This is a genomic window from Thiocapsa bogorovii (assembly GCF_021228795.1).
Classification (GTDB): Bacteria; Pseudomonadota; Gammaproteobacteria; order Chromatiales; family Chromatiaceae; genus Thiocapsa; species Thiocapsa bogorovii.
The window spans coordinates 3,345,882-3,357,974 of sequence record NZ_CP089309.1 but is presented as its reverse complement, the minus strand read 5'-3'; the positions used below and the strand labels follow the sequence as shown (position 1 = coordinate 3,357,974).

The window sequence follows — 12,093 nt, the reverse complement described above, 5'->3', positions numbered from 1 at the left end:
CCAGGGCGTCCGAGGAGCCCCGACACCCACGAGAGGAAACGCAGATGGACGCCGAATTCAAAACGAGAACCCCGCAACTGAAGAATCGGGTCGTAAAGGTCGCCAAGTACTATCATCCACACACTTGGAAGGAGAAGGGTCTGTGGTGGACGGCGGGGCTATTCCTGGTGACCTACCTGGTGGTCATGGTCATCCTGAGCCTCCTATGGTCGCGCTCGCCCGGATCGATCGATGTCAATGAAATCGCCATGCAGCAGGTCGAACAGGATTCGACCAAGCTGGTGCCCGGAACCATGACCACGACCGCGGCGATCGGGATCGCCGAGACACTCTTGAATAAATCGGGTGGCTACCTGACGAACGACATTGCGCCTCCGGGGATCTTTCTGGACAATATCCCAAATTGGGAATTCGGCGCATTAACCGAGCTTCGCGATTTATCCCGCGCTTTACGCAATGACTTCAGCCGTGCGCAGACGCAATCGGTGGAAGACGTGGATCTCCAGATCGCGGAGCCGAAGTTCAACTATGATTCACAATCCTGGATCTTCCCGTCATCCGAGTCCGAGTATCGTGACGGGATCGCGGCTCTGCACCGCTATCTGACACGACTCGGCGACGATAAAAACGGCGACGGTGAATTCTTCGCCCGGGCCGACAATCTGGCGGCCTATCTGCAAGTCGTTGCAAAGCGGCTCGGCAGTCTTGCACAGCGGTTGTCCTACGCCGTCGGCCAAGCCCCGCTCGATACCGCCTTGGCCGGCGACGCGGCCGCAACGCAGGCATCGCCGGGCGCCAGGCAAACCTGGAATAAGACCCCCTGGCTCGAGATCGACGACGTCTTCTTCGAGGCACGGGGCTATACCTGGGCACTGCTGCGCACACTCACCGCCATGGAGGCAGACTTCGGCCCGGTGCTCGAGGACAAGAACGCTCTCGTGTCGCTTAAGCAGATCGTGCGGGAACTGGAGAATACCCAAGACATGATCTGGAGCCCGATGATCCTCAACGGCACCGGATTCGGACCCATGAGTAACCATTCCCTGGTGATGGCCTCCTACATCTCGCGCGCCAATGCGGCGATCATCGATCTTCGTCGGCTCTTGATCGAGGGTTAGCGAAAATCCCGGCAAATGTGCCCTCCATCGGACGGAGGGTTCAGGTCTTGCGTCGGGCGACAGATTCCAGGATCGCCGGGATATCGATGTTGAATGCGGTCAGCTCGCGGTCGATCCTCGCCAGGTGATCGCGGTCGACTTCACTCCGACTGCGTCGATATGCAAGTGCGATTCTGCGGCGCTCGCGGATCAAACCCGTGACCTGCGAGACAGGGGCGTCGACCGATTCGGCCATGGATTGATTGGGCAGGATATTTCCACGACCACTCATCAAGTTGGGATGTAATAACCTCATCATCGCAGTCGCCCTCCTTCCGAATTGAACCTGTTTTCGATCGTGACCAATCTCGGCGAATGCCGCGACGGGCCGCACGGATCAACACGGACGCCACGCCGATCGGAGCGGCCCGACGGATCAACAGCGCTCGGGCGCGCTCGCCGGCGGGCGGATGGGCCGACGTGACAGCCTGACCTCGACGGCATGTTCACGGCGATCGTCCACCAATGGAATCGCCGGACCCGGTTGCTCGACGCCGTCCAATATCATCCGCGCCGCGTTCGGGCCTTCTGCCGTTTGAGTCACGGCAATCCGGTAGAGCGTCTCCCGATAACGGTAACGCAGCTTGAACCCGGCCCAATCGGCGGGGAGGCAGGGCGAAAGATGAAGTGTGTCCACGTCCAGCCGCAGCCCCAACAGCGATTCCAGGATCAGCCGATACATCCAGCTCGCCGAGCCGGTATACCAGCTCCAGCCGCCGCGGCCGATATGCGGCGCGACGCCGTAGACATCCGCTGCAACCACATAGGGCTCGACCTTGTAGATGGCGATGTCCTCGGGCGAGCGTCCGTGGTTGATCGGGTTGATCAGGGAGAAGAGCTCCCAGGCCTTGGCCGCATCGCCCAAACGCGCGAACGCCATCGTCGCCCAGATCGCCGCATGGGTGTACTGGCCGCCGTTCTCCCGCACTCCGGGAACGTACCCCTTGATATAACCGGGATTCAGATCGGAGGTGTCGAAGGGCGGGTCCAGCAGCTGGATCAACCCGGCGTCGCGGCGCACCAGGCGCGCGTCCAGCGCCGCCATCCCCGCGCGTGAACGCTGCCGATCGCCGGCCCCGGACAGCACCGACCAGCTTTGGGCGATGGAATCGATCCGGCATTCGTCCTGACTCGCCGAGCCCAACGGGGTGCCGTCATCGAAATAGGCGCGCCGATACCAGTCGCCATCCCAACCGTGCGCCTCGATGTTGCTGCGCAGCTCGGCGGCCTCGGTCAGGCAGCGCTCGACGAAGGGCGCATCGCCCTGCAATCGCGCCACGGCGCTGAACTGCGTCAAGACCTCGTACAGGAACCAGCCCAACCAGATACTTTCGCCTCGACCCTGAATCCCGACCAGGTTCATCCCGTCGTTCCAGTCGCCGGATCCCATCAGCGGCAGTCCATGCTCGCCGAACCGAAGACCGTGCAGGATGGCACGCACGCAGTGCCGGTAGAGACTCGCCGATTCCTCGGACTGTGCGGGGAGATCGTAATAGGAGTCGTCCTGCCCGCTGACCAGGCGGCCCTCCAAGAACCGGGTCGTTTCGTCCAGGACGCCGGTGTCGCCAGTGGCCAGCACATAGCGGCAGGTCGCCAGCGGGAGCCAGAGATAATCGTCGGAGCACCGGGTGCGCACCCCGCGGCCGGAGGGCGGATGCCACCAGTGCTGGACATCGCCTTCGGGAAACTGGCGCCCGGCGCAGAGCAGCAGGTGCTCGCGAAGCAGTGACGGCTCGGCATGGACGAGCGCCATCGCGTCCTGCAACTGGTCGCGGAACCCGAAGGCCCCGCCGGACTGGTAGTAACCGCTGCGCGCCCACAACCGGCAGGCCAGGGTTTGATAGAGGAGCCAGCCGTTGGCCAGGACGTCGAGCGCGGCGTCCGGGGTCTCCACCTGCACGGCGCCCAGGGTGTGCGTCCAATGCGCGTGTATCGCCTCCAGGACGGATCGGGCGGCGGACGCCCCGCGGTAGCGCTGCAAGAGCGCACCGGCATCGTCGGCACCGCGCCGACCGACCACGCCCAGCCGGAAGACGATCTCATGGGTTTGCCCGGGGGCCAAATCGACCATGACTTGGAGTGCGGCACAGGGATCGAGCGCTGCGCCGACCTTCCCGGAAAGCCGCGATCGCGTCAGCGCGGCCGGTGCGCCGAGGGTCCCGTTGCGCCCGATGAATTCAGTCCGGTCGCCGCTGAGGGTCCGGGTCGGATCGTCCACGTCGAAAAAGGCGAGGTGATCGGCGAACTCGGTGTTGTAGGGGTTGCGCGCGAAGAGCGCGCCGCTGATCGGATCGATCTCGGTGATGACATGCAGGGTCGACTTGGGCCGCAGATCCCCGAGCACCCATTCCACATAGCCGGTCGCGGACAGCCGGCGGGCCTGACCCGAACGATTGCGCAGCTTGAGCACCGAGAACTTGATCGGTGCGTCCACCGCGACATAGACCCACAACTCGGAGGCGATGCCGTCCTCGACGTGCTCGAAGACGCTGTAGCCGAAGCCGTGCCGACTGACGTATTCCGACGCACCGCCCGCGGGCAGCGGCGCGGGCGACCATAGGTGACCGCTCTCCTCGTCGCGCAGATAGAAGGCCTCGCCGCTCGCATCGCCGACCGGGTCGTTGTGCCAGGGCGTGAGGCGGAAGGCGTGGGCGTTCTCGCTCCAGGTGTAGGCCATGCCGCTCGCCGAGACGACCGTCCCGAAGTGCGGATTCGCCAGGACGTTGACCCAGGGTGCAGGCGTCCTTCGGCCGGGCAGGGTCGTGACGATGTACTCGCGCCCGTCGGGGGTGAAGCCGCCCAGGCCATTGTCGAAGAGGAGCGGCGGACGCCCGGCCTGCGTGGCCTCACCGGCGGATTCGGGCTCGACACCGGGACTCCGTTCGGCGACACGGCCGCGGGTCGGGCGGAGGGGCGGGACAAGCGCTTGCGGCGGAGCACGCCGACCGAGCTGTTCGACCAGGGTGCCCCGTGAATCGCTGAGGATGACCCGTGCCACGGTCTGGAAGAGGATGCGGTCCTCGTTGGAGATCTGGTCCGCCGGGCGGACGAAGATGCCGCCGGGCCGATCGATCACGTGCGCCTCGGCGCCCGCGGCGATCAGCCCCAGGATCTGATCCTGGAGCTGCTGGCGGTAACCGGCACGATCCTCGTTCCAGATCACCAGATCCACCGTCAATCCCTTGAGGCGCCAATAGGCATGCGCCTGGACCAATTGATGGACCAGCTCGATATTCTCCGGGTCGCCGATCTGCACCAGCACCATCGGCACATCGCCGGACACCGCATGGCTCCAGAGCCCGGATTGCCCGCGCCGGTTCTGCACGAGCACGCTCGGCTCGGCGCGCAGCGAGGCATTGGCGTAGAGGATCGAGCTGGCCAGGCGTCCGTAGAGCTGCACGTCGGACTGGCTGGCATTGATCTGGCGCAGCACCACCTGACTGTGGGTCCAGGCCAGATCGAAGACGCGATCGGCGAGTCGCTGATCCCGGTATTTCTCCACGAGGCTCACCGCGACCTCGCGATCCTCGCCGATGCCGGTGACCCGATCGATGGTCGCGGATTGATCCGGATCCAGTGTGATGGCGTAGCGGATGACGACGACGGGATCCAGCACCGATCCGGCGCTGCCCGACAGGGTCTCGTACCCGTGCATCGCCTGCGGATCGGCGGCGCTGCGGTCGCGCCCGATAAAGCGCATCCGGTCCGTCTCGTAGGACGGTGTGCCGCACTCGGCCCCACGGACCACCATCAGGTGGAACATCCAGGGCGTCGACTCCTCCCGCGAGCGCGGCCGGCGGGTGCAGAGGATCGCCGGTTGCGGGTCGAGCAGCTCGGTCTGCACGAAGAGGTTGCTGAAGGCCGGATGCGACGCATCCGCGGCGGGCGGGGCGAGCACGACCTCGGCGTAGCTGGTGATCTCGATGACCCGACGGCTGCGCGAGCGATTGGTCAGGCGCACCCGGTGCAGCTCGATATCGTCTTCCGGCGAGACGGCGATCTCGGTATAGGACTCGATCCCCCGATCGCGGCGACGAAACTCGGCGCGACCCTCCGAGAAGATCGCCTCGTAGCTGTCCGGCTGTTTGAGTGTCGGCTGATAGGCGGTCGACCAGAAGTCGCCGCTCGCCAGGTCGCGCACGTAGCAGAAGGTGCCCCAGTGGTCGCGGGTGGTGTCTTCGTGCCAGCGGGTGACGGCCAGATCCTTCCAGCGACTGTAGCCCCCGCCCGCGTTGGTGACCATCACATGGTAGCGGCTGTTCGACAACAGCTTCACCTCGGGAATGGGCGTGTCGGGACTGGTGAACACGCGCATCTCCGCCTCCTGGCCGCTGGAGGTGGTGCGGATGTCGGTGGGCTCGCCGGTCGCGTGCAGATAGAAGGAGGGTGTCTTGGGGATGCGCTCCTGCAGCAGCAGGGCGGTCGCCTGAAACATCGGTGCCGCCATGAAGCGCCGCTGCATCGGACGGTCCAGGAGTAAGTACGCCAGCGACAGGAAACTCATGCCTTGGTGATGGGCCATGAAGGAGCGCACCACCGCGCTTGTTTGCCCGCGGGGCAACCGGGACGGCGTGTAGTCGATCGCCTCGTAAAAGCCGTAACGGCCTTCGAATCCGCTCGCACCGAGCCGCTGGAGATTCCGGCACGCCGCCTCGGGCGCCACCATCAGCGCGAGTGCGGAGGCATAGGGCGCAATCACCAGATCCTCGGCCAGCCAGCGTTTGAGCCCCAAACCGGGCACGCCGAAGGCACGGTACTGATAGTTCAGATGAAGATCGACGGTGTTGTAACCGGACTCGGACACCCCCAGGGCACGCCGCGCAGTTTCCCGTACTCGATCTGCCGAGCCACCGCTGTCCGATAGGTCTGGTCGAGCAGGGTGTTGTCGTAGGTCGGCATCACCAGCAAGGGCATGAGGTACTCGAACATGGAGCCGCTCCACGACAGGAGCGTCGAATCGCCGGCTGCAACAGTCAGCAGGCGCCCCAGGGCGAACCAGCTCTCCTGCGGCAGATCGCCCTGCGCAATCGCCACGAAACTGCCCAACCGCGCCTCCGAGGCCAGCAGGTCGTAGAAGCTCGCATCCTTCCGCCGCTCGGCCACGTTGAAGCCGATCGCCAACAGATGCCGGGACGGGTCGTAGAGGAAATCGTAGTCCGCTTGGGCCAGCTCGCCGGCTTGCATGGCCAGGTACTCGAGCCGGCCGATTCGCTCGCGCGCCGCACCGCCGGCGTTGTGGTCCGCCTCGAGCCCGGCGAGCTGACGCAGCGTCAGGGACAACGCATACGAGCCTTCCGCGCCGACCGGAACCGGAGTCTCAACCAAAGTCGCAACCGGGGTCGCCAGCGCGGGAACGAGCAACAGCAGATCATCCAAAACGGCGCGGCATTGGCGGGCCAAGGCCCCGGCCCAGTCGCTCGCGGCACCCGTGGTGTCCGCATCCAACGCCGACACCGCGGCATCGGCCGCCGCCGTCAGCGACTCGAGACACCGGCATGCCGCCGCCAGCGTGGCGGGGGGCGAGCGCGAGGCCGACTCCAGGATCTGCTGAAACGGCGCGAGCGCGGCCTGCGAGACACCGTATCGATGCGACTCGGGACCGGCGTCGAGCGCGTCCGCCAGGATCCCGAAGCTGTCCTCGATCCCGTCCAGCCAGCGCGGGTTGAGCACGGGCGCGTCGATCAGCGCAAGCAGACCCGGCTGCAAGGTCAGCAGATGACCCGCGAGATTGCCGCTGTCTACCGACGAGATATAGAGCGGGGCGAGCGGCTTGAGGGTTTGGGTGTCGTACCAATTGAAGAAATGGCCGCGATAACGCTCCATGCCGGCCATCGTGTCCAGCGCGCGGGTCGTGCGCTCGATCAATCCGCTCGCCGGCAGATAGCCGAAATCATACGCGGCCAGATTCGCGAGCAGCGACATGCCCATGTTGGTCGGCGAGGTGCGATGCGCGACCACGGCCACGGGATGTTCCTGGTAGTTGTCCGGCGGCAGCCAATGGTCCTCCGGGCCGACGAAGCGGTCGAAGAAGGCCCAGGTCTTGCGGGACAGGGTGCGGAGGAAGCGCACTTGCTCGGCCGTCAGACGGGCCTCGCGAGGCGCCAAGGGGCGGCTGATCCACCAGGCGATGGCGGGCGCGGCCAGCCAGAGCAACAAGATCGGTCCCGCGACGAGCAACACGGCGGGATCGAGCCAGGCCAGCGCCGACGCGGTGACCAGGGCCAGCGCGGGGGCGATCCACATCCTCCCGTGAAAGGCGACGAGGTCCCGGCGCGAGCGCTCCGGATCACCCGACGAGGTCCATTCGAGCAGTCGTCGATGACTGACCCGCATCCGCCAGAGGGTGCGGACCATGGCATCCAGGCCGATGTATCCCTCGTACGGAAGACAGGCGACGGTGAACAGCGCCTGCTCCAGCTGACGGATCGCCGTGCGGAGCGCGGCGGCAAGATGATCGGGCCAGCGCACGTCGCCCGGCTTCTGCAGGCCGTTCAGGAGCGCGGTCAGCAACGAGGGGATCAACGAAATCCCGAGCACGGCCAAGGTCCAGAGCCCGGGGGCTGCCGTGAGCGTCCACCCCAGCACGAAGAGGAGCGTCAGGGCCGCCGGCACGAGGCTGCGCCGCAGATTGTCGGCCAGCTTCCAGCGCGACAGCGCCGAGAGGGGGTTCCGCCGCAGGCGGCCGTCGAGACCGGGAACACGCGGCGAGAGCCAGCGGGCGATTTGCCAGTCGCCCCGCATCCAGCGGTAGCGGCGGGTCACGTCCGCGCTGTAACAGGCGGGATAGTCTTCGTACAACTGCACATCGGAGACCAACCCGGAGCGGGCATGGCAGCCCTCCAGCAGGTCATGGCTGAGGATGCGATTTTCGGGGAAACGCCCCGTCAGCGCCTGCTCGATGACATCGACATCGTAGATGCCCTTGCCGATGAAGGAGCCTTCATGAAACCAATCCTGGTAGACATCGGAAACGGCATGGGTATAGGGATCGATGCCGGCGTCGTCCCCGTACAGCCGCGCATACCGCGACCGATTGGCACCGGGCAGACTCACGGCCACGCGCGGTTGCAGAATGCCGTAGCCCTCGGAGACCACCTGTCGGTCGGGATCGTAACGTGCCTGATTGAGCGGATGTGCCAGGGTACCGACCAGCTCCAGTGCGGCATCGCGCGGGAGTTGGGTGTCGGTGTCCAGGGTAATGACGTAGCGCACGCTCGGCAGGATCCTCGTCTTGCCCACGATCGTTGCGAAGCGATCGGCGTCCCCGCCGCGCAACAGTGCGTTCAAATCGGCGAGCTTGCCGCGTTTGCGCTCGTAACCCATCCAGATCCGCTCTTGCGGATTCCAGCGGCGCGGGCGGTGGAAGAGGAAAAAGCCATCGCCACCGTCGCGCGGGTATTTCGCGTTCAGGGCCTCGATCCCTTCGACGGCAAGCCGGACGAGCGTCTCGTCTTCGGGCTGCGTCTGCTCCGGCGCATCGCGAAAATCGGTTAAGAGCCCAAAGTGCAGGCGGTCGTCCCGATTCGCCAGGAACCGCACCTCCAGCCCTTCGAGCAACGCCTCGATGCCCGCCGCGCCGGTGAGCAGGGTCGGGGTCACCACCAGGGTGCGCGATTCAGTCGGAATGCCCAGTGAAAAATCCAGGCGCGGCAGCGGATAGGGTGTCGCGAACAAGGTGGCCAGCCAGTTCACCAGCGCCACACCGAGCTGACTGGTGCCCAGCACGACAGGCACCGCGAGGAGCAGGAGCAGCCAATCCGGCAGGCTATCGGAGAGCGCCAGAAGCCCGCCGGTGAAGAGCGCCGTCAACAGGAAGATCGCACCCAAATAGAGGAACAAGGGAAACCGCCGACCCCGCCGTTGCAGCGATTCCAGGGTGCAGAGGCAGGCCCGCGCCCGGCGCTCCAGCCGCGGCAATCCGCGATCGATCAGATAGAACCCAACGTGCGCCGCACGCTCGGCGCCATCGTTCGCGACCGCGCCTTCGCGTGCCAGCTCGACCGCCTGGAGAGCCACCTCCGCCTCGGACAGGGCGCTGTTCTTCGCGACCTTCTCCACGACGTGCCGGTAACGATCGCGGGTGGCAAAGTCCATCCGGCCGTAAATCCCGCCCGGATCGCCGCGCAAGGTCTGCTCGACCAGGCTCATGGTTTCCACGAATTCGCGCCAATCCGTCGCCCCGAGGAAACGCAGACTGCCGATGCTGTTGCCGATGGAGACTTGGTCGGCGGCCTGTTGCTGGTTCTCCGACTGCACCCGCTGTTCGATCCTCAGACCCGACTCGGCCAACTGCTGCTCGATCCAGGTCAGCGGTAGCGCCAAGGCGGAGCTCTGGCCCTGTAGTCGGCGCGCCAACTCCGCGACAAAGGCGCTCGACAGCGGCGGGTTCGAGCGCGCCATGTCGGCGATCACCAGGATCAGATTCTTCGGATCCTGCTCGACCATCGCCATCATCCGATCGGCCCAGACATCGGCCAGGTTCTGGTCCGTCCGGCTGGCCGCGATGAGGACCGCAACGCGGCGCAGATTCTCGATCAGCGCCAGTCGCAGCATGATCGGGATGGCCCACAATTCGCCCAGCCGCAGGGTGGTGACCGTCTGATAGGCCGCGACGAAACGGTTGAGGTTCTCCGGGTCGACCCGACCGTCGCCATGGGCGATGATCTCGAGCGCGAGGTCATAGACGCGCGGCAGTCCGGCGGACGGCCCGTGAAGCAGGCGCGGCAGTTGGCGGCTGTAGCCCTTCGGGAGATGTCGCTTGGCGGTGCGGATCTGATCTTCGATCAGATAGAAGTTGTCGAGCAGCCATTCACCGGCCGGCGCGATCCGGCGGTTCTCCGTGACGGCGGCCATGAGCAATGGGCAGACACCGATCAGGATGGTTTCGTTCTCGGTCAGGCGAGCGAGCAGACGGTCCGGTGGATGTCCGGGCATCAAGGTATGCGCATCGGCGAGGCGCTTGCCGTGCTCTTCCATCTGAACGGCGCTGAAGAGCTCCGAGCGCAACGGCGGCTCGTCGCCGACAGACGCCTTGGTCAAACCCCTACCGGGAAGCCATCTCCTGAATTGGAGCAGGGTGTCGCGAATCGCCAAATGACTCTCCTTCAAACGTGCGATCTCCGACGCGGAGAGGCCATCCTCCGCGGACGAAGGTCACGCTCGACGGCCTGTTCATCCAACCGGCCAGGGTGGACAACCGCTGTAGGGTGGACAAGCGCAGCGCAGTCCACCGAGCCATGCACCGACACTGGTGGACTGACTGGTGGACTGCGCTGCGCCGGTCCACCCTACGGTTGCGTTTCATGCAACGCGATGGACTGACGTTTTACTTATAATGCGACTTGAACGTATTGAAGGAGTCCTTGAAGGCATCCCAAGCCCGCTCGGTTTCCAATTTGAGCTGCTCCCAGTTGCTTTCCGTAGCGGCCTGCATCTCCTCCAGCCGCTTTTCGCCTTCCACACGCGCAGCGCGTAACGACACGAGCTGCTCCTCGTATTTCACCTTGGCCTCTTCCTTGATGTCGTGCGCCTTTTCCTGAAACACGTCGATTTCGGCATTCCAGGCGTCGATCCGCGTCTTCATGTCTGCACTAAACAACCACCGGCTAAAGCCGGTGGGTTTGCCTCACGGACTGAAAGTCCGGATACGCGTCGACTGAACGACGCGTCGAGGGCTGGCACTTCGAGCAATCCTCTACACCTCCCTGCGAGGGTGAGTTCTGGCCGGACGACTGCCACAACAACCACACGGCCAGCCGAACCGGAGGCATGCCCGACCATGTCGGCGGTCCATCAGACCGAGACCGGTCCTTAACGGTGGCCGACGTCGCTGTTACCGATGGCCCGCAAACAGCCTGGATGAAATCTGCCCGCCTGAAAGGCGGGGGTTTTAACCTTGGATATCGAAATAAATTCGTCTTTCGTCAGCATGGGTTCTTGCTCCTGTTCCTGATCGTCAACCCGGCGAAACGCCGGAATTCAAGTATCCGCTGGCCATTCCCTTGGCCGTCGAGCTCGCCGCGCCTACTTCTTCCAGTAGAAGTCCAAACGCGTTTGGCCGGAACCATCCGCCTTGAAGGTCTTGCGCTGAGTCTCGTCCTGACCGCGCACCCCGCTCGGGGTGACCTCAAGGCTGTAGTCGCCCGCCGGCAGTTGGGCGAGGAACCAAGGGCCTTTCGATTGGGCGCTCAAGACCGCCCCCCCTTGTGCATCCAGAATGTTCACTTGGACCGAGGAGAGATATTCGCCGCTGCCCTCCGTCGCGAAGAGCAGGCGCAGGTTGAACTGACTGGACAGGGCTTCGAGCTCGGTTCGCTCACTCACACCGATGCCGCCCGAGACGTAGCGAACATCGCCGTCGGTTCTGATCTCCGATGCGCTCTCCCCCGACGACTCCCGGCCTTGTGCAGCGGCATCCGGCGACGTCGGCGAGCCCAGGGCCTCGGCCGGCCGAATCCCATACTCCGCGGGCGCCTCCGCGAGCTGCACGTCCCGGGCACCGGAAGTCGGCGTCTCGCTGTTGCCCGATTGGACCGGTTCGGCGGACTGCACCGCAGCCCCGCCGAGCATCAACACCATCGCCGTCAGGAACTGCACATTTCTGTTGGTCATGTTAAAGGGCTCGTTTGCCGACGTAAAAGGGCCGGAAACACGCTTTCCGGAGATTGCATTGCACCGGACGGGAGACCGAGATTCCGGCCTTCCGAGGGATGAACCTCAAGTGTTTCTCGGCACAAGCAATAGCGCTGCGCCGGCCACGATCGAGGCCACGCCGGCCCAAATCGGGATATTGACCGTCTCGCGGTCCTGAACCGTCAACTCCAGCGGACCCAGTTGGGCCTGCGTGGTCTCCTTCGTATAGCTGAATCCGCCATAGGCCAATCCCAGACCACCGCCGATTATCAGCACGACACCGACCGTCTTGAGTGCGTTCATC

General features: G+C 64.9%; 5 protein-coding genes and 1 pseudogene. 1 reads left to right on the top strand and 5 read right to left on the bottom strand.

What is annotated here, in order from left to right; genetic code table 11:
• The first annotated feature begins 44 nt into the window (after positions 1-44).
• Positions 45-1,118, top strand: coding sequence for a DUF2333 family protein (locus tag LT988_RS15095; RefSeq protein ID WP_232406373.1), 1,074 nt, complete (start codon positions 45-47; stop codon positions 1,116-1,118).
• 40 nt (positions 1,119-1,158) lie between these two features.
• Here the strand turns inward: LT988_RS15095 and LT988_RS15090 are convergent, their stop codons facing one another.
• The 5 genes and pseudogenes from LT988_RS15090 to LT988_RS15070 form a co-directional block, all read right to left on the bottom strand.
• Complete coding sequence (locus LT988_RS15090; protein WP_232406372.1) at positions 1,159-1,416, bottom strand: hypothetical protein; 258 nt, start codon at positions 1,414-1,416, stop codon at positions 1,159-1,161.
• Between the two features lie 117 nt (positions 1,417-1,533).
• A pseudogene (locus LT988_RS15085) lies at positions 1,534-10,250 on the bottom strand (GH36-type glycosyl hydrolase domain-containing protein).
• A gap of 232 nt (positions 10,251-10,482) precedes the next feature.
• Positions 10,483-10,740 (bottom strand): sll1863 family stress response protein, encoded by a 258-nt coding sequence (locus LT988_RS15080; RefSeq protein WP_232406371.1) that lies wholly within the window; start codon positions 10,738-10,740, stop codon positions 10,483-10,485.
• A gap of 440 nt (positions 10,741-11,180) precedes the next feature.
• Positions 11,181-11,768, bottom strand: coding sequence for a carboxypeptidase-like regulatory domain-containing protein (locus LT988_RS15075; protein WP_232406370.1), 588 nt, complete (start codon positions 11,766-11,768; stop codon positions 11,181-11,183).
• 105 nt (positions 11,769-11,873) lie between these two features.
• Positions 11,874-12,092 (bottom strand): hypothetical protein, encoded by a 219-nt coding sequence (locus tag LT988_RS15070; protein ID WP_232406369.1) that lies wholly within the window; start codon positions 12,090-12,092, stop codon positions 11,874-11,876.
• Between the last annotated feature and the right edge of the window lies 1 nt (position 12,093).

What these genes read in the sequence shown, in the direction of transcription:
- LT988_RS15095 (WP_232406373.1), top strand. Translation starts at nt 45, where the DNA reads ATGGACGCCGAATTCAAAACGAGAACCCCGCAACTGAAGAATCGGGTC.
- LT988_RS15090 (WP_232406372.1), bottom strand. Translation starts at nt 1,416, where the DNA reads ATGATGAGGTTATTACATCCCAACTTGATGAGTGGTCGTGGAAATATC.
- LT988_RS15080 (WP_232406371.1), bottom strand. Translation starts at nt 10,740, where the DNA reads ATGAAGACGCGGATCGACGCCTGGAATGCCGAAATCGACGTGTTTCAG.
- LT988_RS15075 (WP_232406370.1), bottom strand. Translation starts at nt 11,768, where the DNA reads ATGACCAACAGAAATGTGCAGTTCCTGACGGCGATGGTGTTGATGCTC.
- LT988_RS15070 (WP_232406369.1), bottom strand. Translation starts at nt 12,092, where the DNA reads ATGAACGCACTCAAGACGGTCGGTGTCGTGCTGATAATCGGCGGTGGT.